This window comes from Paracoccus luteus, assembly GCF_004522155.1.
Lineage (GTDB): Bacteria > Pseudomonadota > Alphaproteobacteria > Rhodobacterales > Rhodobacteraceae > Paracoccus > Paracoccus luteus.
Genome location: NZ_SDEA01000002.1, coordinates 332772 through 353704, shown reverse-complemented (window position 1 = coordinate 353704; position 20933 = coordinate 332772). Strand labels below are relative to the sequence as shown.

The following is a 20933-nucleotide window of genomic DNA, read 5'->3' as shown; positions in this document are numbered from 1 at the left end:
AAACGGCTCCGATCCCAGTTCGCGCCTGTCTAGCGCGTCTTGCGCCGCGCGTCACGGGTCTTGTCCTGCCCCGCATCGGGCCGCGGGCCGGGCTGGAACACCAGCCCCACCGCCCCGACAAAGATCGCGATGTCCGCCACGTTGAAGCTGTAGGGGTTGCGCCAGCCGGGCAGCGACATGTTCAGGAAATCCGCCACCGCGCCATAGGCGATGCGGTCGATGACATTGCCCAGCGCGCCCCCGATCAGCAGCCCGGCCGCGACCTGCGCCAGCCGCCCCGGACGGACGCGGACCAGCCACACGCCCACCCAGACGCAGACCGCCACCGCGACGGCGACCAGCACCCAGCGCATCACATCCTCGCTGGACGCGAACAGGCCAAAGTTCACGCCCTGGTTCCAGGCCATGCGCAGGTTCAGCCACGGGTCGATGACGTCGATGGCCTGCACCTGGGCCAGGTTCAGCGCGTGGACGACGATCCACTTGATCAGCTGGTCCAGCGCGACGATCCCCAGCGCCACGCCCGCCGCCCACCACAGCGAGGGCGGCGGCGGGGGCGGCGGCTCGACCGGCTTGCGCTTGCGGGGCGCGCGGGGGGCGCCGTCACGGGTCGCGCTGCCCGCCTTGCGCGGGGCCTTGGGCCGGGGCGCGGGCGCGGTGTCGGGCTGCGGCGGGGGGGGCGTCTCGTGGGTCATCAGTGGCGGAAATGCCGCTGGCCGGTGAACACCATCGCCAGCCCCAGCCGGTCGGCGGCCGCGATCACCTCGTCGTCGCGCATCGACCCGCCGGGCTGGATGACGGCGCGCGCGCCCGCCTCGGCCAGCGCCTCGATCCCGTCGGCAAAGGGGAAGAACGCGTCGGAGGCCACCGCCGCCCCCTCGGTCAGGGGGGCGGACAGGCCCAGCGCCTGCGCCATGTCCTCGGACTTGCGGCGGCCGATGCGGGTGCTGTCCACCCGGCTCATCTGGCCCGCGCCGATGCCGACGGTAGCAAGGTCGCGGGCATAGACGATGGCGTTCGATTTCACGTGCTTGGCGACGGTCCAGGCGAACATCAGGTCGGCCAGCTCGCCCGCGTCTGGCTGGCGCCGGGTCACCACCCGCAGGTCGGCCCGCGCCACATGGCCGTTGTCGCGGCCCTGCACCAGAAACCCGCCCGCCACCTGCCGGAACGTCAGGCCGCCCGCGCCGGGGTCGGGCAGGCCCCCGGTGGTCAGCAGGCGCAGGTTCTTCTTGGCGGCAAAGATCTCGCGCGCGGCCGCGTCGGCGTCGGGGGCGATCACGACCTCGGTAAAGATCTCGGTGATGGCGCGGGCGGTCGCCGCGTCCAGCGGGCGGTTCAGCGCGATGATGCCGCCGAAGGCGCTGGTGCGGTCGCAGTCGAAGGCGCGGCGATACGCGGCGTCCAGCGTGTCGGCGCGGGCCACGCCGCAGGGATTGGCGTGCTTGATGATGGCGACGGCCGGGCCGTCCGCCGGGTCGAACTCGGCCACCAGCTCGAACGCGGCGTCGGTGTCGTTGATGTTGTTGTAGGACAGCTCCTTGCCCTGCCACTGGCGCGCCGTGGCAACGCCGGGGCGGGCGGAGCCGTCGGTATAGAACGCCGCCTGCTGGTGGGGGTTCTCGCCATAGCGCAGCGTCTGCGCCAGCGTCCCGGCGAAGGCGCGGCGGCGGGGATTGTCCTGCCCGATGGCGCCCGCCATCCAGCTGCTGACGGCGGCGTCATAGGCGGCGGTGCGGGCATAGGCGGCCTGCGCCATGCGCTGCCGGAACGCCAGCGTCGTCGCGCCCTCGTTCCCGTCCAGTTCGGCCAGCAGCGCGGCGTAATCGCCCACATCGACCAGCGTCGCGACAAAGCCGTGGTTCTTGGCCGCCGCGCGGATCATCGCCGGGCCGCCGATGTCGATGTTTTCCACGCAGTCGGCATAGGGCGCGCCGCGGGCCACCGTCGATTCGAACGGGTAAAGGTTCACCACCAGCAGGTCGATGTCCTCGATCCCGTGCTCGTCCATCGCGGCGCGGTGGTCGGCATTGTCGCGCAGCGCCAGCAGCCCGCCGTGGACCTTGGGGTGCAGCGTCTTGACGCGCCCGTCCATCATCTCGGGGAACCCGGTCAGGTCGGCCACGTCGCGCACCGGCAGCGCGGCCTGGCGCAGGGCGTGGGCGGTGCCGCCCGTGGACAGCAAATCCACGCCGCGGGCGTGCAGCGCGCGGGCGAAATCGACCAGCCCGGCCTTGTCGGACACGGAAATCAGGGCACGGCGCAGGGGGATGCGGTCGGTCATGTCGTCCTCGGGCGTTGGCTGCCGCTGACTATCCAAAGCCCGACCCGAGGTCCAGCCGCGCCGTTCCGCTCAGGCCCCGGGGTGTGAATAGCCCAGCACCGTGCCCGACGCATCCACCCGGCACAGGTGCAGGCGGTTGCCGTCGCGCGCCTCGACCGTCGCGGTCCCGCCGGTGTCCGCCACCCGGCGCACCGTGACCTCGGCCACGGGCCGGCGGATATGGGCCGCGATGGCGGCGGCGCAGGCGGTTTCCTGTCGGGCCCAAGGGTCTGGGACAGCCGGCGGTTCCGGCTGCATGCAGGCCGCGAGCGGCAGAAGGGCAAGGGGCAACAGGGCAGCGCGCATCCCGGCGTCTTTGCTGATCGAACGGCACCAGCCTATCACCGGCGGCGGCGCGGTCATAGGCCGGGCGCTCAGCCCGGGCGCGCGGGCGGCGACGCGGTCACAGGCCGGGGCGCTCAGCCCCGGCGCAGGCGCACGACAAAGAACCCGTCCAGCCCGCCCCGGTCGGGCCAGTGGTCGGGGCGGGTGCGGATCGCGCCCTGGGCGGTGATCCAGCCGGGGTCCAGCCCCGGCAGCGCGGCGGGGTCCACCGTCAGCCCCGGATGGCGGGCGAGCGCCGCGGCAAGCTGCGCCTCGCCCTCGGCCGGATGGATCGAGCAGACGGCATAGACCAGCCGCCCGCCCGGCTTCAGCAGCGACAGCGCGTGGTCGATCAGCCGCGCCTGCAGGGCGACCAGTTCGGGGATCATCGCCCCGTCGCGGATCAGCGGCAGTTCGGGATGGCGCCGGATCGTGCCGGTGGCCGAGCAGGGCGCATCCAGCAGCACCGCATCAAGGGGCGCGCCGGGCCGCCAGTCCAGCGCGTCGGCCGCGACCAGCGTTGCGGCCAGCCCGGTGCGGCGCAGGTTCTCGGCCACGCGGTCCAGCCGGGCGGGCGACAGGTCGATGGCGGCGACATCGGCCCCGGCGGCGGCAAGCTGCATCGTCTTGCCGCCGGGCGCGGCGCACAGGTCGGCGATGGCCTCGCCCGGACGCGGGTCCAGCAGCAGGGCGGGCAGCGCGGCGGCGGCGTCCTGCACCCACCATTGCCCCGCGTCATAGCCGGGCAGCGCCGTGACCTGTGTGCCCGCAGGCAGCCGGCGGCTGCCGGTCGGCAGCGCCTCGCCCGGCGTGTCGCCGTTGGGCGTCAGGTCCAAAGGCGCGGGGCGTTCATGCGCGGCCTCGATGGCGGCGGCGACGGCCTCGCCCCAGCGGTCGGCCACCGGGCGGCGCAGCCAGTCGGGCAGGCGCGCGGGCGGGGCCGCGTCCCACGCCGACTGCGCGTCCGCCGCGCGGCGCAGGACGGCGTTGACCATCCCCGCGGCGGCCGCCGCTTTCGGCCCGCCCGCGCGGGCCAGCGCGACGGCGGCGTTGACGACGCCATGCGGCGCCTCCGCCAGCGCCAGCATCTCGGTCACGGACAGGCGCAGCAGGTCCAGCGTCTCGGGGCGGGTGCGCCCGGACAGCAGCGGCGCCAGCACCGCGTCGGCGCGGCCGCGGTGGCGCAGCGTGTCGGCGGCCAGCCGCTGCGCGCGGGCGCGGTCGGGGGGCGCCAGGCGGTCCAGCGCGGCCGCGCCTTCGGCCAGCGTCGCGCCGTCGCGCACGGCGGCCAGCAGCCGCAGCGCGCCCTGCCGCGCGGCGTGGGGCTGGTCGGACCGGGGGGCCGGGGGCTGCGTGGGCCGCTGTTTCGGCGCGGCCTTGCGGGACGACGCGTCGCCCGACGGCGTGGCGGCGTTCCCGCGCGGCCCCGGTCCGGCGGGCCTGCGGCGCGGGCGGGCGTGGGCCGCGGGGGGTGGCGTGTCGTCGCGCTTGTCCATCGGCTCCTCGGCGCTTAGCTGAGGGTTGTTGATACAGAACCGCAGCGGGGTTTTCCATGATCGACGAGACGCAGGCGACGCCGCCCGACACCGACGCCATCCCCGGCGACCGCCCCGACCTGCCCCCCGCCGCGCGCCGCGCGCTGGCCGAGGCACACGCCCGCCGGCAGGCGGCCAGGCCGCTGGACCTGCCGCCGGAACTGGGCGGCCGCGACGGGCCGGAACCCGTCCGCTATGGGGATTACGAACGCAAGGGGATCGCGGTCGATTTCTGACCGCGACCCGGCTCAGGCCGCCGCGGGGCGCAGCGCGGACCGTGCCGCGCGGGCGCCGCGCAGATAACGGGCATAGCCCAGATCGCCCGATTCGATGTCGGGCGTGCGGCCGGTCATCAGGTCGGCCAGAACCGCCGCCGACCCCGCCGCCATCGTCCAGCCCAGCGTGCCGTGGCCGGTGTTCAGCCACAGATTGCCGACCGGCGTCGCGCCGACGATGGGCGTCCCGTCCGGGGTCATCGGCCGCAGGCCGGTCCAGAACGTCGCGGCATCCAGATCGCCCGCGCCGCCGAACAGCTCGCCCACCGACTTCGCCAGCGTGGCGCGGCGGCGCGGCGACAGCGACAGGTCAAAGCCCGCCAGCTCGGCCAGCCCGCCCACGCGGATGCGGTCCCCCAGCCGGGTGATCGCGACCTTATAGGTCTCGTCCATCACGGTGGACACAGGCGCACGCGATTCGTCCACGATCGGCAGGGTCAGCGAATAGCCCTTGATCGGATGCACCGGCAGACTGATCCCGAACGGCCGCACCAGCGCCGGCGAATGGCTGCCCAGCGCCACGACAAAGGCGTCGGCCGTCAGCCGCCCGGCCGAGGTCAGCGCGGCCTCGATCCGGCCCGCCGTCCCCTCCAGCCCGTGAATCGTGGTGTCATAGTGGAACACGACGCCATGCGCCGCGGCCAGCGCCGCAAGGCCCTGGGTAAAGATGTGGCAGTCGCCGGTCTCGTCCCCCGGCAGGCGCAACCCGCCTGCCAGCAGGTGCCGCGCATGGGCCAGCCCCGGTTCCGCCGCGATGCAGCCGTCCACGTCCAGTTCCTGATAGGCGACGCCGTCGGCCTTCAGAACCTTGATGTCCTTCTGCACGGCCTTGACCTGCTTGGCATCGCGGAACACCTGCAGCGTGCCCTGCGTGCGCTCGTCATAACGGATGCCGGTTTCCGTCCGCAGCATCCCCAGCCGGTCGCGCGAATATTCCGCGATCCGCATCATCCGCGACTTGTTCACCGCATAGGCGTCGGTGGTGCAGTTGCCCAGCATCCGCGCCATCCAGCCCGCCCGCACCGGGTCGGCCGATGCGTGCAGGACCAGCGGCGCATGACGCTGGAACATCCAGCGCAGCGCCTTTTGCGGGATGCCCGGCGCGGCCCAGGGGGTGGAATAGCCGGGCGAGACCTCGCCTGCGTTGGCAAAGCTCGTCTCCATCGCCGCGGCGGGCTGGCGGTCCACGACCGTCACCTGATGGCCCGCGCGGGCCAGCGCCCATGCGCTGGTGACGCCGATGACCCCTGCCCCCAGAACGACGATCTTCATGGCCGATTTCCCCCGCCCGATGTGTCGAGAGAGAGAATATGCGGTGGCGATGAAATGTGCTGCGGATGTTTGCGACGGCGCGGGCCGGTGACGCAAGAATGTGCGGTGTCAGCTGGTGAGAGCCGAAGCATGTTGCGTGTGCACGCTGGCGGCCGGGCGAATCAGCTGCCTCACGGCCGATCCGCGCACCGTCTGCGGCGTCACAGCCCCAGCACGTCCGCCATGTCGTATTCGCCCGGCCCCTTGTCCTGCCCCCACAGTGCCGCGCGCAGCGCGCCCCGGGCAAAGATCGCGCGGTCGGTGGCCAGATGGCGCAGCACGACGCGCTCGCCGTCGGCGGCAAAGATCACGTCATGCTCACCCACCACATCGCCGCCGCGGATGGCGGAGAACCCGATGGCTCCGGGGACGCGGGCGCCGGTCATCCCGTCGCGGGCGGGCACCCGCAGGTCCGCCAGCGCGCCGCCCCGCCCCTCGGCCGCGGCATCGGCCAGCATCAAGGCGGTGCCCGAGGGCGCGTCCACCTTCATGCGGTGGTGCGCCTCGACGATCTCGATGTCCCAGTCCGTGCCCAGCGCGGCGGCCACACGGCGCGTCAGCCCGACCAGCAGGTTGACCCCCAGGCTCATGTTGCCGGCGCGGATGATGGGGGCGTGGCGGGCGGCGGCAGCGATGCGCCCAAGGTCGTCGTCCGACAGGCCGGTGGTGCCGATGACATGGACGGCGCGGGCCTGCGCGGTCAGTTCGGCGAATGCCACGGTCGCCGCGGGCGCGGTAAAGTCGATGACCGCCTGCGCCTGCGCAATGGCCGCGACCGCGTCGTCGGTCACGGCGACGCCCAGCGCCGCCCCGCCCATCGCTGTGCCCACGTCCTGCCCGACCCAGCCGTGCCCCTCGCGTTCGACCGCGCCCACCAGCCGGCAGGCGTCCGACGCGGCCACCGCGGCGACCAGCATCCGGCCCATCCGGCCCGAGACGCCGGTGATGACGATACCGGGTTTCTCCATTCCAGCGCCCCCAAGGTCGTGACCGGCCAGTCCAGTTTGCGCCGGTCTATCCGGTTGCCGCGGGCACCGCGACCCCCTACATCTGCGCGTATGGCCAATCGCTTCAACCACGGACCCGGCCCGTCGCAGCGCCAGCTGCGGGTGGGCGAGCTGATCCGCCGCACGCTGTCGGACGTGCTGCTGCGCGGCGACGTGCACGACCCCGACCTGAACCGCCATTCGATCACCGTGGGCGAGGTGCGGACCTCGCCCGACCTCAAGGTGGCGACGGTCTATGTGCTGCCGCTGGGCGGCCACGGCGCCGACGAGGCGCTGGCCGCGCTGCGCCGCAACACGCGCGAGCTGCGCCACCACGTCGCCAAGGACATGTCGCTGAAATACGCGCCCGACCTGCGGTTCATCCTGGACGAGACGTTCGATCGCATGGACGACACCCGCCGCCTGTTCGCCGACGACCGCGTGCGCCGCGACGTCGAGGGCGGGGCCGATGACGACGAGAGCGACTGGGATCAGGGCGCCGACGCCGCAAGGGACAGCCGCCCCGACGATGATCGCTGATCTGAAACGCCGGCTGGGGCTGGCTGTGGGCGCGCTGGTCGCCATGACCCTGCCCGCCGTGGCCGACCTCTGCGAAAAGCGCCGGTTCGAGGGGGTGGGCTATGCCGTCTGCACCGTGACCGCCGCCGACCAGTCCAAGCTGCGCCTGTGGCTGGACGGGCCGGACGGCAAGGTGCTGGGCGATTTCACCGCCGTGCGCGGCCAACTCGCCCCCGGCGAGGTGCTGGGCTTCGCCATGAACGCCGGGATGTATCACGCCGATTATTCGCCCGTGGGCCTCTATCTTGCCGATGGGGTCGAACGCGGCGAGATCGTGACCGCGGCGGGGGGCGGCAATTTCGGGATGCGGCCGAACGGGGTCTTCTGCGTCGGCGCGCGGGCGCCCTTTCAGGTCATCGAAAGCCGCCGCTTTGCCGAGGCGTGGCCCGGTTGCCGGCTGGCCACGCAATCCGGGCCGATGCTGCTGATCGACGGCGAGTTGCACCCGCGCTTTTTGCCCGACAGCGACAGCCGTTACATCCGCAACGGCGTCGGCGTGTCGCGGGACATGCAGACGGCGTGGTTCGCCATTTCCGACAGCGCGGTAACGTTCCACCAGTTCGCCCGGTTCTTCCGCGACGGGCTGGGGGCGCGCAACGCGCTGTATTTCGACGGCGCGATTTCGCGGCTTTACGCGCCCGCGATCAACCGCGCCGACTGGGGCCGCCGGATGGGCCCGATCATCGGACTGGTCGAGGGGCCTTGATGGGACGCAGGAAGGGCCGCGAGATTTCCGGCTGGCTGATCGTGGACAAGCCCGCGGGCATTGGGTCGACCGACGTCGTGGGCCGCGTCCGCTGGGCGCTGGACGCGAAAAAGGCGGGCCACGCGGGCACGCTGGATCCCGACGCGACCGGCCTGCTGGCGGTGGCGCTGGGCGAGGCGACCAAGACCGTGCCCTATCTGACCGACGCGCTGAAAGCCTATGACTTCACGGTGAACTGGGGGGCGGAAACCGCCACCGACGACGCCGCCGGCGCGGTGCTGCGCCGGTCGGACGCGCGCCCCGGCGCGGCCGCGATCGAGGCCGCGCTGGCCCCCTTCCGCGGCGACATCATGCAAACCCCGCCCGCGGTCTCGGCGGTCAAGGTGGACGGCGCCCGCGCCTATGACCTTGCCCGCCAGGGCGAGGTCGTCGATCTGGCCGCCCGCCCCCTGTGGGTCGATCAGTTGGAGCTGCTGGACGCCCGCGCCGAGGAGGCCGATTTCCGCATGGTCTGCGGCAAGGGCGGCTATGTCCGCGCCATCGCCCGCGACCTTGGGCGCGAACTGGGTTGCCTCGGCCATGTCGCCCGCCTGCGCCGGGTCTGGTCGGGGCCGTTTGACGTGGCGGACGCGATCCCCTTCGACCGCATCGACCGCGCCAACATGGCCGAACTGGACGCCGCCCTGCGCCCGGTGCAGGCGGCGCTGGACCTGCCCGAGATGCGGGCGACCGACCAGGGCGCGGTGCGCTTGGGCAACGGCAACCCCGGCCAGGTGCTGGGCGTCGCCGACTACGGGTCCGAGGTCTGGGTCAGCCACCAGGGCCGCGCCATCGCCATCGGCCGCTATCTGGGCGGCGAGGTGCATCCGTCGCGCGTGTTCGTCCAGCCGTGAACCGGGGCGCACTGCGCCATCCATGAACCCCTTGGGCTTCTTCTTGGCCCAAATACTCATGCGACGGCGACGAAGCGCCCCCGTTTCAGACGATCGACACGTCCCGCGTCTCGCGCCCGATCAGAAGCGACACGGCCGCCGCCAGCACCAGCAGCGCGGCGAACAGCCCGATCATGGCGCTGAAGTCGCGCGTGGCCAGCGCCGCCATCACCGACGGCGCGGCAAGCCCCCCCAAACGCGCCGCCGCCCCGGCGGTGCCCATGCCGGTCGCGCGCAGCGTCGTCGGATAGACCTCGGGCGTCAGGGCATACAGCGCGCCCCATGTGCCCAGCAGCGCAAAGCTCATCAGCAGCAGGGCGGCGGCGACGATCAGCGTCGCCTGCGCCGACACGAACAGCAGGCAGCCCGCCGCCGACAGGATCAGGAAAATCCGCAGGGTCCGCTGGCGGCCCCAGTTTTCCACCCCCCAGGCGGCCAGCGCGTATCCGGGCAGCTGCGCCAGCGCCAGCAGCACGAGGAACCCATAGCCGCGCACAAAGCCGAAGCCTTCGGTCGCGAGCTTCCCCGGCAGCCAGACGAAGACGCCGTAGTAGGACAGCGAGACGAGAAACCACACCGCCAGCACCGCGACGGTGGTGCGCGCCAGCGCCGGGGCCATGATGCCGCCCTGCGGGGCGGGGGCGGACGCCGGCAGGATCAGCCGCGCCTGCGCGGGCAGCGCGGCGGTGCCGTTCGCCACGCGGACGCGGTCGATGACGGCGCGGGCCTCGGGCTCGCGGTCGCGGCGCAGCAGGAACATGGGCGATTCCGGCACCCACAGCCGCAGGAAGATGCCAAGGCAGGCAGGCAGCGCGGCGACCAGATAGATCAGCTTCCACGGCTCGGCGACGCCGGATGTCGCGGCATACCAGGCGGTCAGCGCCACGATCAGCGTGCCGACGGCCCAGAACCCCTCCAGCCAGACCAGCCACCGGCCGCGGTTCCGGGGCGGCAGGAACTCGGCCATCATCGCGTAATCGACCGGCAGCGTGCCGCCCACCGCCGCCCCGGTCAGGAAGCGCAGCGCCAGCAGCCAGCCCAGCGTCGGCGCAAAGATCGAGGCGATGCCGAACACCGCGTCGCAGGCCACCGTCACCAGCAGGACGTTGCGCCGCCCGATCCGGTCCGCCAGCCGCCCGAACAGCGCCGCGCCGACGAACATGCCCAGAAAGAACAGCGTCCCGGTCTGCAGCGCGGTCGGCATGTCCACGCCGAACCGGGCCGCGATCGACGGCGCGGCAAAGCCCACGGCCACGACCTGCATCGCGTCGGCTGCCCAGACCAGCCCGAATATGCCCAGCAGGCGGCGCTGAAAGCGCCCGGCCCCCGCCTCGGCCAGCGCGTCGTCAACGGTGCGGTTCATGCTGCGGTCCCCCCGGCGCGCCCCAAGTGCCCTAACGAAGAAGGGGCCGCGCTTTCTGCGCGACCCCTTTTCAATGCGTCCGCCGTTCAGGCGTTGACGCTGTCCTTCAGCGCCTTGGCGATGGTGACCTTGACCACCTTGTCCGCCGGCTTGGTCATCATTTCCTGCGTCTGCGGGTTGCGGACCTGGCGTTCCGGGCGGGCGCGGCAGGCGACCTTGCCGATGCCCGGCAGGGTCAGCGCGCCGCCCTCGGACACGACCCGCGCGACCAGCGACTGGATCGCGTCCAGCGCCGCGGTCGCGGTTTTCTTGTCGCTGCCCATCTCGTCGGCAAGCGCGGCGACCAGCTGGGTCTTGGTCATGGGTTTCGCGGGTGCTGTGGCCATCGGACCTGTCTCCTCATGTCACCCGCGTCGGTGCGGGCGTAAATCGCGCCACGTTATGGTGGCATGGGCACTGCTACACCGGGTTTTCAGCGGCATTTCAAGCCTTTTTGATCGCCTCTGGTCCCGAAGGGCGGGGTTGGGCCGAAAAAGACGCGCACCGCCGCCGCGTGCGGGTCCGCGGCGCGGCGCCTCACGGAACGGCATCACAGGAACGCCGTCTCGTCAAAGGACCGCAGCTTGCGGGAATGCAGCCGCGCCAGCGGCGTGTCGCGCAGCTTTTCCATCGCCCGGATGCCGATCAGCAGGTGGCTGGCGACCTGGGTGCGATAGAAATCCGTGGCCATGCCGGGCAGCTTCAGTTCCCCGTGCAGGGGCTTGTCGCTGACGCACAAAAGCGTGCCATAGGGCACCCGGAACCGGAACCCGTTGGCGGCGATGGTGGCGCTTTCCATGTCCAGAGCCACCGCGCGCGACTGCGACAGGCGCTGGACCGGGCCGGACTGGTCGCGCAGTTCCCAGTTGCGGTTGTCGATGGTGGCGACGGTGCCGGTGCGCATGATCCGCTTCAGATCATAGCCTTCCAGTTGCGTCACCTCGGCCACGGCGTCCTGCAGGGCCACCTGCACCTCGGCCAGCGCCGGGATCGGCACCCAGACGGGCAGGTCGTCGTCCAGGACGTGATCCTCGCGCAGATAGGCGTGGGCCAGCACATAGTCGCCCAGCCGCTGGCTGTTGCGCAGCCCCGCGCAGTGCCCGACCATCAGCCAGGCGTGCGGGCGCAGCACGGCGATATGGTCGGTCGCGGTCTTGGCGTTGGACGGGCCGACCCCGATGTTGACCAGCGTGATCCCCTGCCCGTCCGGCCGTTTCAGGTGATAGGCCGGCATCTGCGGCGTCTTGGCGATGGGCACCGACGCGTCGTCGGGCCGTTCGATCAGGTGGTTTCCCGGCCCGACAAAGGCGGAATAGCCTGACGCCGGGTCGGCCAGCGCGCGACGGGCAAAGGCCTCGAACTCGTCCACATAGAACTGATAGTTGGTGAACAGCACGAAGGTCTGGAAATGCTCCGGCAGGGTCGCGGTGTAATGCGCCAGCCGGGCCAGCGAGTAATCCACCCGCTGCGCGGTGAAGGGCGCAAGGTGGCGGGTGCCGTCCGGCATCGGGCCGGCGGTGCCGTTGACGATGTCGTCGTTCATCGTGTCCAGGTCGGGCACGTCGAAGACGTCGCGCAGGGAATAATCCAGCACCCCTTCCTGCGGCACGTTCAGGTCGCTGCGCGTCGCCACCGCGAAATGCACGGGCATCGGCGTGTCGCTGGTCCCGATCGCCACCGGCACGCCGTGGTTGCGGATCAAGAGCCCGATCTGCTGGGTCAGATAGCCGCGGAACAGATCGGGCCGCGTCACCGTCGCCGCATAGCTGCCCGGCAGCGGCACATGGCCGAACGACAGCCGCGAATCGCCCATGTTGTGGCTGGCGGTGGTCATGCGGATTTCAGGATAATGGGCGCGATAACGGGCGCGCGGCTGCCGTCCGCCCAGCGTCGCCAGGAACCGGTCCAGCAGATAGCCGGTCGCGCGGTCGTAAAGATCGACCAGCCGTTCCACGGCGGCGTCGGGGTCGTCGAAATAGGCGCGCTCGACCGGGTCGGGCGTCTCGACCGGCAAAAGCCGGGTGGTCCTGTCGCTGCGCGCGTCGTCCATGACTGCATCGTGGCAGGGGCGGCGGGGGCTTACAAGGCGACGTGCAAGGTGCCGCGGCCCTGCCCGCTCTGGCAACCGCGGGCGGGGGCACCTATCTGTGGGGCATGAAAATCTCGATCCTCGATCTGGCCCCCGTCCCCGAGGGGTCCGACGCCCGCACCGCCATCGCCCGGTCCGTCCGGCTGGCCCAGGCCGCCGAGGCGCAGGGCTATGCCCGCTTCTGGCTGGCCGAACACCACAACATGCCCGGCATCGCCAGCGCCGCGACGGCGGTGCTGATCGGCCATGTCGCGGACCACACCCGCACGATCCGCGTGGGCGCGGGCGGGATCATGCTGCCCAACCACGCGCCCCTGGCCGTGGCCGAGGCGTTCGGGACGCTGGCCACCATCCACGGGCCGCGCATCGACCTGGGGCTGGGGCGCGCGCCCGGCGGCGACGGCGCGGTGATGCACGCGCTGCGCCGGGGGATGTCGCGCAACGACGATTTCCCGAACGACGTCATCGAACTGCTGACCTATCTGGGTCCGCCCCGCCCCGACCTGGCGGTGGCCGCGCATCCCGGACAGGGGACGCACGTGCCGGTCTGGATTCTCGGCTCGTCGCTTTACGGCGCCAGCCTCGCCGCCGCGCTGGGGCTGCCCTATGCCTTTGCGTCGCATTTCGCGCCCGACGCGCTGGACGAGGCGGTGCGCCTGTATCGCCAGCGTTTCCAGCCGGGGCCGTGGGGGGATGCGCCGCGCTTCATGCTGGCGGTGAACGTGTTCGCGGCCGACAGCGACGCGCAGGCCCGCCGCCTGCAGACCAGCCAGCAGATCAGCTTTGCCCGGCTGCGGTCGGGCCAGCCGGGGCTGCTGCCGCCGCCGGTCGATGACCTTGACGCCCAGATCGCGCCGCACCAGCAGCGGCAGGTGGACGCCGCCCTGCGGGTCAGCGCGGTGGGCGGGCCGGACACGGTCAAGGCGCAGCTGGACGCGCTGGTCGCGCAGTATCGCCCGGACGAGCTGATCCTTGCCGCCAATATCTGGGACGAACAGGCGCGGCTGCGGTCCTATGCCATCGCGGCCGAGGTGATGGGCATGACCCCCCGCAGCGCCGCCGCATGAGGCTGGTGACGCTGGGCCACGGCTATTCCGCGGGGTTCCTGACCCGGCGGCTGGTCGCGCAGGGCTGGACCGTCACCGGCACCACCCGCGACGACCCATCCGGCGGGGGGCCGGCCCGCGTCGCCGCCGCCGGCGCCGCGCCCCTGCTGTGGCCGGGGGACGAGGGCGCCGTGCGCGCCGAACTGGCCCGCGCCGACGCGATCCTGCTCAGCGCCGGGCCGGGGCCGGACGGCGACCCGGCGCTGCGCGATTTCGGCCGCGACATCGCGGCCAGCCCGGCGCGCTGGCTGGGCTATCTGTCCACCACCGGGGTCTATGGCGACCGGCAGGGCGCGTGGGTGGACGAAACCGCCGCGCTGACCCCCGCGACCACGCGCGGGCACGAACGCGTCGCCGCCGAGGCGGCGTGGCAGGCGCTGGCCGCCGCCCACGGGCTGCCGCTGCACATCTTCCGGCTGGCGGGGATCTATGGCCCCGGACGCGGGCCGTTCGAAAAGATCCGCTCGGGCACCGCCCGGCGCATCATCAAGCCCGGACAGGTGTTTTCCCGCATCCACGCCGAGGATATCGCGCTGGTGCTGGCCGCATCCATCGCGCGCCCCGCGCCGGGCGCCATCTATAACGTCTGCGACGACGACCCCGCCCCGCCGCAGGATGTGCTGGCCCACGCCGCCCGGCTGTGCGGCCTGCCCGTCCCCGCGGCCGAGGATTTCGCCACCGCCCGCATGACCCCGATGGCGCGCAGCTTCTATGCCGAAAGCAAGCGGGTGGCGAACGGCCGCATCAAGCGCGAGCTGGGCGTGACCCTGCGCTATCCCGATTACCGCGCCGGGCTGGCGGCGCTGCTGGACGCCGGGGACGCGCCTGCCGCGTAAGGCCGCAGCCCAGTCCAGAGGGTTCGACGGGAACAGACGGCCACGCCCGACGCTCGCCGCCGGACGCCGCAGTCCGGGCTGGCGGCGCTGCTGGACGCCGGGGACGCACCCGCCGCTTAAGGCCGCAGCCCCTGTGCCCACAGCGTCCGACGGGAACAGACGGACTCGCCCGGTGGCCGCAGTCCGGCGGCCGCAGTCCGGGCTGGCGGCCAAGGTCCGCCGGCCTGGCTCCCCTCCGGGGTCGGCCGCCTATGGCCCGACCCGGCAGCAGCCGGTCAGCATCCGCGTCGCCTGCCCGCTGCCGTCCAGCAGGACCGTCACGCCCAGCGGATAGCGTTGGTCCGACATGCCGTCGCTGCACTGTTCGCTGCGGATCACCGCCGTCACCCGCCCCGCGGCGTCGCCGCCGATCATCGCCTGGGTGCGCACCGGGTCCAGCCCGTCGGTCAGCCCCGCGCGCAGGGTCATGGCGCGCGGCGCGGTGTCCGGCGTCGTCCAGGTCAGCGTGTCGTCGAACCGGGTCAGCGACCAGAACGGCTCGGTCCCCAGACAGGTCAGCTGCGGCGCGGCCACCGGCGCGGCCCGGACCAGATAGCGGGCGTTGACCCAGCCCGTGCGGGTGCCGTCATGGATGCGCGCCCAGCCGTTGGCGGATGTCTCGGACACCTCGAACCCGCGCGCATTGGCGGGCAGGGTGCCCACGATGCGGGCGCGGGCGTTCGGTTCGGCCCGGATGTTCAGAACGTCGCCCGCCGACACGCCGGTCACGTCATACAGCGTAGGCGTGGCCAGCGCCGGCGTCGTCAGCACGGGCACCGCCAGCGCGGTCAGGGTCGCAAGCAGCAGGGCGCGGATCATGGCGGTCCTTTGGTTCAGCCGACGGATACGCCGAAAGCATGCCCGATCGCGGCCGTCACGGCCATCGCGAACCCGCCCCACAGGATCACGCGTGCGACAGCCCGCCCGATCGGCGCGCCGCCCGCCCAGGCCCCGATCGCCCCCAGCGCGCCCAGCGCCAGCAGCGTCACGACCAGCACCACCGGCAGCGTCTGCCCGCGCGGCGCGGCCAGCGCCGCCAGCAGCGGCACGGCAGCCGCCGCGCTGAAGGTGACGCCCGAGGCCAGCGCCGCCTGCATGGGGTTGGCTGCGTGGACCTCGCTCAGCCCCAGCTCGTCGCGGATATGGGCGCCCAGCGCGTCATGCTCGGTCAACTCGGCCGCGACCATCAGGGCGGTGTCGGGCGCCAGCCCGCGCGCCTCATAGATGGCGGCCAGCTCCTCCAGCTCGACGTCGGGCTGGGCCTTCAGGGCGCGCTTTTCGCGGCGGATGTCCGCCCGCTCGATGTCGGCCTGCGAGCTGACGCTGACATATTCCCCCGCCGCCATCGACAGCGCCCCCGCCGCCAGCCCCGCGATGCCCGCGATGGCCACCGCGCCGGGGGCGGGGTTGGCCATCGTCACGCCCACGATCAGCGAGCTGACCGACACGATCCCGTCATTCGCCCCCAGCACCGCCGCCCGCAGCCAGCCAGAGCGGCTGATGTAATGCGGATCGTCCGGGTGCGCGTCGGGATGGGTGTGGCGAGTCATGCGCGATCCTTTATGATGGCGGGGGCGCCGGGGCCAGACCGCAGGGGCGCGGGGGAACATCCACGATGCGAAAACTGGTGAAACGGACGCTGGCGCTGTCGGGCATCCTGCTGGCGTTGCTGGGCGTCCATCTGGGCGCGCTGCATCTGCGCGGCAATTTCCACGAGATCATCCCCGGCGAATACTATCGCTCGGGGCAGATGGACGGGGCGATGCTGCACGACCGGATCACCGACCACGGCATCCGCAGCGTCATCAACCTGCGCGGCAGTCATCCCGGCACGCCCTGGTATGACGACGAGCTGGCGGTCACCGGCGATCTGGGTGTCCGCCACTATGACATGGCCCTGTCGGCGGCCGACCACATCGACCGGGCCGAGGCGGCGCAGCTGATCGCCCTGCTGCAATCCGCGCCGAAGCCGGTTCTGGTCCATTGCCAGGGCGGGTCCGACCGCACCGGGCTGGCGTCATCGCTGTATCTGTCCGCCATCGCCGGCCGGGACGAGGAGGAGGCCGAATGGCAGCTGTCGCTGCTGTATGGCCACATCGCCCTGCCGTATCTGTCCCGCGCCTGGCCCATGAACGAAAGCTGGGAACAACTTGAGGGTTGGCTGGGCTATCCCGAATCCTGACGCGGCGGATCGGGCTTGCCTTGGGCGGTCCGTGTCGATCCGGCGCAAGGATGGCGATGGTCCGCATGCCCGTGCGGGGAATGGTCGCGGGACGGGGCGTCGCGGCCGGGCCGTCGCCGATCACCAGGCGCGCAGGCCCGCGGGACGGCGCTTCAGGTATTGCGGCCGATCAGGGGCCGCGCCAACGCGGCGCGGGGGCGTCCCGGCCAGTGGCGTCAACGGCGGCATCGGTTCTTCGTCAGACGGCAGCCCCTCGCCGCTCACGCCCGCCGCTCCAGCGACGCCACCCCCAGAACCTCCAGCACCTTGGCCTCGATCTGCGGCGCGCTCATGGCGGCGGCGCGATACATCGCCTCGGGGCTGGCGTGGTCGATGAACGTGTCGGGCAGGACCATGCTGCGGAACCGCAGCCCGCGGTCAAAGACGCCCGCGTCGGCCAACAGCTGCGCGACATGGCTGCCAAAGCCGCCCGTCGCGCCCTCTTCGATGGTGATCAGCGCCTGATGTTCGCGCGCAAGGCGCAGGATCAGGTCGCGGTCCAGCGGCTTGGCAAAGCGGGCGTCGGCGACGGTGGGCGCGATGCCGCGCGCGGCGAGCGACTCGCGGGCGGCCATGACCTCGGCCAGCCGGGTGCCGAAGGACAGGATCGCGACGCCCGCGCCCTCGGCCACGATGCGGCCGCGGCCGATTTCCAGCGGCACGCCGCGGTCGGGCATCTCGACGCCGGTGCCCTCGCCGCGGGGAAAGCGGAAGGCGCTGGGGCGGTCGTCCAGCGCCGCGGCGGTGGCGACCATGTGGACCAGTTCCGCCTCGTCCGCCGCCGCCATGACCACGAACCCCGGCAGGTTCGCCAGGAACGCGATGTCATAGGCGCCGGCGTGGGTCGCGCCGTCGGCGCCGACCAGCCCCGCGCGGTCGATGGCGAACCGCACCGGCAGGCGCTGGATCGCGACGTCATGGACGACCTGATCGTAACCGCGCTGCAGGAACGTCGAATAAAGCGCGCAGAACGGCCGCATTCCCCCTGCCGCCAGCCCGGCGGCGAATGTCACCGCATGCTGTTCGGCGATGCCCACGTCAAAGCAGCGGCGCGGAAAGCGGTCGGCGAACAGGTTCAGCCCGGTCCCGTCCGGCATCGCGGCGGTGATGGCCACGATCTTCTCGTCGCGCTCGGCCTCGGCGATCAGGGATTTGGCGAACACGCTGGTATAGCTGGGGGCGTTCGATTTCGCCTTGGCCTGCTCGCCCGTGACCACGTCGAACTTGGCGCGCGCGTGGCCGCGGTCGGCGGCGTTTTCCGCCGGGGCATAGCCCTTGCCCTTTTTCGTCACCGCGTGGATCAGCACCGGCCCGTCCGCCCGCGCCTTGACCGTCCGCAGCAGCGGCAGCAGCTGGTCCAGGTCGTGCCCGTCCACCGGGCCGATATAGGAAAACCCCAGCTCTTCGAACAGGGTGCCGCCGATGGTCATGCCCTTCAGCATTTCCTTGGCCCGCCGCGCGCCTTCCTGCATCGGGTGGGGCAGCAGGCTGACCGCGCCCTTGGCGGCGGCCTTCAGCTCCTGGAACGGGCCGCGGGTGTATAGCCGCGTCAGATAGGACGACAGCGCCCCGGTGGGGGGCGCGATCGACATCTCGTTGTCGTTCAGGATCACGATCAGCCGCGTTCCCAGATGGCCCGCGTTGTTCAGCGCCTCGAAGGCCATGCCCGCGCTCATCGCGCCGTCGCCGATGACGGCGATGGCGTCGCCCGGATCGCCGCCCAGATCGCGCGCCGCCGCGAACCCCAGCGCCGCGCTGATCGAGGTCGAGGAATGGCCCGCCCCGAACGGGTCAAAGGCGCTTTCGCTGCGCTTGGTGAACCCCGACAGGCCCCCTTCCATCCGCAGGCTGCGGATGCGGTCGCGGCGGCCGGTCAGGATCTTGTGGGGATAGCACTGGTGGCCCACGTCCCAGATGATCTTGTCGCGCGGCGCCTCAAAGACGGCGTGCAGCGCGACGGTCAGTTCCACCACGCCCAGGCCCGCGCCCAGATGGCCGCCGGTCACGCTGACGGCGCTGATCGTCTCGGCCCGCAGCTCGTCGGCCAGCTGGTGCAGCTCGCGGTCGGACAGCGCGCGCAAATCGGCGGGGGCGGCGACCCGGTCAAGGACCGGGGTGCGGGGCCGTTCGGGGCGGTCGGTCATGGCGTGCCCCTTTGCGGGCGGCTGGCGCTGGCTGCGCGGGCCTTCAGGTCTGGCGTTCGATAACGAAACGCGCCAGCGCCCGCAAGTTTCCGGCCGGATCGCTTTCGCCGCAGGCGTCCAGCGCGGCCTCGGCGCGGGCGACCAGGCGGGCCGCCTGCCCGCGCGCGCCGTCCAGCCCCAGCAGCGACACGAAGGTCGCCTTGCCGGCGGCCGCGTCCTTGTGGACGCGCTTGCCGGTCGCGGCCTCGTCGCCGGTCACGTCCAGGATGTCGTCCGCGACCTGGAACGCCAGCCCCAGGTTGCGCGCGTAGTCTGCCAGCGGCGCGGGATCGGCGCGGGCGATGACCGCGCCCGCCGTCGCGGCAAAGCCGATCAGCGCGCCGGTCTTGCCCTGTTGCAGGGCCTTGACCGCGGCCAGATCCAGCGGCTCGGCCGCCGTCTGGGCGGCGATGTCCTGCGCCTGCCCCCAGACCATGCCGCGCGCGCCGGCCGCATCCGCCAGCCGCGCCACCAGCGCGACGCGCACGTCGGCGTCGCCGATGGCGGGGTCCGCAAGCTGCCGGAACGCCAGCGATTGCAGCGCGTCGCCCGCCAGGATCGCCGTCGCCTCGGACCACTGGATATGGCAGGTGGGCATCCCCCGGCGCAGATCGTCGTCGTCCATCGCCGGCAAATCGTCGTGGACCAGGCTATAGGCGTGCAGCATTTCCACCGCGACCGCCACCGGCAGGGCGGCAGAGTCCGCCAGCCCGTGCAGACGCGCCGATTCCATCACCAGAAAGGCGCGCACCCGCTTGCCGCCGACGCAGGCATAGCGCATCGCATCCGCCAGATCGCCGTCCGGCAGATCGGCGAACGCGTCGTCCAGCGCCTGCTGGACGGCGGCGCGGACGGCCTGCAGCCGTGACTGCATCACAACCCCTCGACCGGGGTGGTGCCGGACGGCTCGCCATTGGCGGCCAGCATGATCTTTTCGACCCGCTCCTCGGCGGCGCGCAGGCGGCGTTCGCAATGCGCGCGCAGCAGCGCCCCGCGTTCATAAAGCGCGATGGACTGTTCCAGCGTGGCGTCGCCATGTTCCAGCCGGCCGACCGTCGCCTCCAGCTCCTTCATCGCGTCCTCGAAGGACAGCGAGTCGATCTCGGGGTCGGTCATCGGGCAGGCTCCTTCAACGTCTGGACGTGCAGGCGGGCCGAACGGCCCAGCGCGGCCAGATCATAGCCGCCTTCCAGCACCGACACCACCGGCGCGCCCGCGTCGCGCGCGGCGTCGCGGATCAGCGCGGTGACGGCGGCGAAATCGGCGTCGTCCCAGTCCAGTTCCGCCAGCGGGTCGTCGCGATGCGCGTCGAACCCGGCCGAGACGACCACCAGCCCCGGCCGCCACTCGCGCAGCCGCGCGGCGATGGCCGTCCACGCCGTCCGCGCCTCGGCCCCGCCGCTGCCGGGGCGCAGCGGCACGTTCATCATCTGGTCATGCGCGCCGCGTTCGCCCGCAGCCCCGGTGCCGGGATAAAGCGGCATCTGGTGGGTCGAGGCGAAGAACGCGCGGCCTTCGTCCCACAGCAGATCCTGCGTGCCGTTGCCGTGGTGGACGTCGAAATCCACCACCGCCACCCGGTCCAGCCCGTGATGGTCCAGCGCCCGCATGGCCGCGATGGCGGCCGTGCCCAGCAGGCAGAACCCCATCGGGGTTTCGCGCTCGGCATGGTGGCCCGGCGGGCGCATGGCGACAAAGGCGCTGTCGTCCTGCCCGCCCAGCACCGCATCGACCGTCGCGCACGCCCCGCCGACCGCGTGCAGCGCCGCGTCCAGGCTGTCGGGCGACAGATGCGTGTCGGCATCCAGCGCCGCCGTGCCCCGGTCCGGCAGCGCGCCGCGCAGCCGGTCCAGGTGGCGCGCCGGATGGCAGCGCAGCACGTCGGCTTCCGCCCCCATCCGCGCCACGCGGCGATCCAGGTCCATGTCGGCCAGCGCGTCCAGCACCGCGCGGTGCCGGGCGGCCTGTTCGGGGTGGCCGGACGGGGTTTCGTGGCGGGCCGCGACGGGATGCGAATAGAGCAGTGTCATGGCCCGCAGGCTGATCCATTCGCGCGCCGCAGGCAAGCGGCCAGCGCCGGGACCGT

The 20933-nt window shown here is 72.4% G+C and carries 22 protein-coding genes; 7 read left to right on the top strand and 15 right to left on the bottom strand.

The window, feature by feature from the left end:
- Positions 1–29: 29 nt before the first annotated feature.
- The 4 genes from lspA to EPA64_RS04530 form a co-directional block, all read right to left on the bottom strand.
- Positions 30–695: a signal peptidase II gene (gene lspA / locus EPA64_RS04545; protein WP_134725056.1), complete on the bottom strand. Its 666-nt coding sequence runs from the start codon at positions 693–695 to the stop codon at positions 30–32.
- The gene (purH, locus tag EPA64_RS04540; protein ID WP_134725055.1) at positions 695–2284 is read right to left on the bottom strand and encodes a bifunctional phosphoribosylaminoimidazolecarboxamide formyltransferase/IMP cyclohydrolase; all 1590 of its coding nucleotides are present in this window, start codon (positions 2282–2284) and stop codon (positions 695–697) included. The genes lspA and purH overlap by 1 nt, the downstream gene beginning before the upstream one ends.
- Before the next feature lie 69 nt (positions 2285–2353).
- A complete protein-coding gene (locus tag EPA64_RS04535) occupies positions 2354–2581 on the bottom strand; it encodes a hypothetical protein (protein WP_134725054.1) in 228 nt (75 codons plus the stop codon).
- A gap of 161 nt (positions 2582–2742) precedes the next feature.
- Positions 2743–4143 carry an RsmB/NOP family class I SAM-dependent RNA methyltransferase gene (locus EPA64_RS04530; RefSeq protein ID WP_220443702.1) on the bottom strand — a complete coding sequence of 467 codons (1401 nt, stop codon included), beginning with the start codon at positions 4141–4143 and terminating at the stop codon, positions 2743–2745.
- A gap of 98 nt (positions 4144–4241) precedes the next feature.
- Here EPA64_RS04530 and EPA64_RS16655 point away from each other — a divergent pair, with 98 nt between their 5' ends.
- Positions 4242–4418 (top strand): DUF1674 domain-containing protein, encoded by a 177-nt coding sequence (locus tag EPA64_RS16655; protein ID WP_342773350.1) that lies wholly within the window; start codon positions 4242–4244, stop codon positions 4416–4418.
- Between the two features lie 12 nt (positions 4419–4430).
- On the opposite strand, the gene EPA64_RS04520 is transcribed toward EPA64_RS16655, so the two are convergent.
- Together EPA64_RS04520 and dapB are read right to left on the bottom strand one after the other, a co-directional pair.
- Positions 4431–5750 (bottom strand): D-amino acid dehydrogenase, encoded by a 1320-nt coding sequence (locus EPA64_RS04520; protein WP_342773349.1) that lies wholly within the window; start codon positions 5748–5750, stop codon positions 4431–4433.
- A gap of 179 nt (positions 5751–5929) precedes the next feature.
- The gene (gene dapB, locus EPA64_RS04515; RefSeq protein WP_134725052.1) at positions 5930–6736 is read right to left on the bottom strand and encodes a 4-hydroxy-tetrahydrodipicolinate reductase; all 807 of its coding nucleotides are present in this window, start codon (positions 6734–6736) and stop codon (positions 5930–5932) included.
- 90 nt (positions 6737–6826) lie between these two features.
- Between dapB and rbfA the strand changes: the two genes are divergently transcribed.
- The 3 genes from rbfA to truB are packed head-to-tail and all read left to right on the top strand — an operon-like array spanning position 6827 to position 8932.
- The gene (gene rbfA, locus EPA64_RS04510) at positions 6827–7294 is read left to right on the top strand and encodes a 30S ribosome-binding factor RbfA (protein ID WP_134725051.1); all 468 of its coding nucleotides are present in this window, start codon (positions 6827–6829) and stop codon (positions 7292–7294) included.
- On the top strand, positions 7284–8039 hold the full coding sequence (locus EPA64_RS04505; RefSeq protein ID WP_134725050.1) for a phosphodiester glycosidase family protein: 756 nt from the start codon (positions 7284–7286) through the stop codon (positions 8037–8039). The genes rbfA and EPA64_RS04505 overlap by 11 nt, the downstream gene beginning before the upstream one ends.
- Positions 8039–8932, top strand: a complete 894-nt coding sequence (truB, locus tag EPA64_RS04500) for a tRNA pseudouridine(55) synthase TruB (protein ID WP_134725049.1) — start codon at positions 8039–8041, stop codon at positions 8930–8932. Before EPA64_RS04505 ends, truB begins: the two co-directional genes overlap by 1 nt.
- A gap of 85 nt (positions 8933–9017) precedes the next feature.
- Here the strand turns inward: truB and EPA64_RS04495 are convergent, their stop codons facing one another.
- The 3 genes from EPA64_RS04495 to EPA64_RS04485 all read right to left on the bottom strand — a co-directional run bounded on the left by EPA64_RS04495 (position 9018) and on the right by EPA64_RS04485 (position 12423).
- Positions 9018–10334 carry an MFS transporter gene (locus tag EPA64_RS04495; protein WP_134725048.1) on the bottom strand — a complete coding sequence of 439 codons (1317 nt, stop codon included), beginning with the start codon at positions 10332–10334 and terminating at the stop codon, positions 9018–9020.
- Positions 10335–10420: 86 nt separating this feature from the next.
- A complete protein-coding gene (locus EPA64_RS04490; protein WP_134725047.1) occupies positions 10421–10720 on the bottom strand; it encodes an HU family DNA-binding protein in 300 nt (99 codons plus the stop codon).
- A gap of 203 nt (positions 10721–10923) precedes the next feature.
- A complete protein-coding gene (locus tag EPA64_RS04485) occupies positions 10924–12423 on the bottom strand; it encodes an AMP nucleosidase (RefSeq protein WP_134725046.1) in 1500 nt (499 codons plus the stop codon).
- Between the two features lie 104 nt (positions 12424–12527).
- Between EPA64_RS04485 and EPA64_RS04480 the strand changes: the two genes are divergently transcribed.
- Both EPA64_RS04480 and EPA64_RS04475 read left to right on the top strand, forming a co-directional pair.
- A complete protein-coding gene (locus tag EPA64_RS04480; protein ID WP_134725045.1) occupies positions 12528–13529 on the top strand; it encodes an LLM class flavin-dependent oxidoreductase in 1002 nt (333 codons plus the stop codon).
- Positions 13526–14404 (top strand): SDR family oxidoreductase, encoded by an 879-nt coding sequence (locus tag EPA64_RS04475; RefSeq protein ID WP_134725044.1) that lies wholly within the window; start codon positions 13526–13528, stop codon positions 14402–14404. Before EPA64_RS04480 ends, EPA64_RS04475 begins: the two co-directional genes overlap by 4 nt.
- A 249-nt stretch (positions 14405–14653) precedes the next feature.
- On the opposite strand, the gene EPA64_RS04470 is transcribed toward EPA64_RS04475, so the two are convergent.
- Both EPA64_RS04470 and EPA64_RS04465 read right to left on the bottom strand, forming a co-directional pair.
- Positions 14654–15262, bottom strand: a complete 609-nt coding sequence (locus EPA64_RS04470) for an SH3 domain-containing protein (protein ID WP_134725043.1) — start codon at positions 15260–15262, stop codon at positions 14654–14656.
- 14 nt (positions 15263–15276) lie between these two features.
- Positions 15277–15993 carry a VIT1/CCC1 transporter family protein gene (locus EPA64_RS04465; protein WP_134725042.1) on the bottom strand — a complete coding sequence of 239 codons (717 nt, stop codon included), beginning with the start codon at positions 15991–15993 and terminating at the stop codon, positions 15277–15279.
- A gap of 65 nt (positions 15994–16058) precedes the next feature.
- Between EPA64_RS04465 and EPA64_RS04460 the strand changes: the two genes are divergently transcribed.
- Positions 16059–16625 (top strand): tyrosine-protein phosphatase, encoded by a 567-nt coding sequence (locus tag EPA64_RS04460; RefSeq protein ID WP_134725041.1) that lies wholly within the window; start codon positions 16059–16061, stop codon positions 16623–16625.
- Between the two features lie 260 nt (positions 16626–16885).
- On the opposite strand, the gene dxs is transcribed toward EPA64_RS04460, so the two are convergent.
- Genes dxs through EPA64_RS04440 form a run of 4 tightly spaced genes read right to left on the bottom strand, consistent with a single transcriptional unit; the run spans position 16886 to position 20877 of the window.
- Complete coding sequence (gene dxs / locus EPA64_RS04455; RefSeq protein ID WP_134725040.1) at positions 16886–18808, bottom strand: 1-deoxy-D-xylulose-5-phosphate synthase; 1923 nt, start codon at positions 18806–18808, stop codon at positions 16886–16888.
- A 43-nt stretch (positions 18809–18851) separates the two neighbouring features.
- A complete protein-coding gene (locus EPA64_RS04450; RefSeq protein ID WP_134725039.1) occupies positions 18852–19721 on the bottom strand; it encodes a polyprenyl synthetase family protein in 870 nt (289 codons plus the stop codon).
- Complete coding sequence (locus EPA64_RS04445; RefSeq protein WP_134725038.1) at positions 19721–19963, bottom strand: exodeoxyribonuclease VII small subunit; 243 nt, start codon at positions 19961–19963, stop codon at positions 19721–19723. The genes EPA64_RS04450 and EPA64_RS04445 overlap by 1 nt, the downstream gene beginning before the upstream one ends.
- Complete coding sequence (locus tag EPA64_RS04440) at positions 19960–20877, bottom strand: histone deacetylase family protein (protein ID WP_134725037.1); 918 nt, start codon at positions 20875–20877, stop codon at positions 19960–19962. The genes EPA64_RS04445 and EPA64_RS04440 overlap by 4 nt, the downstream gene beginning before the upstream one ends.
- Positions 20878–20933: the final 56 nt, after the last annotated feature.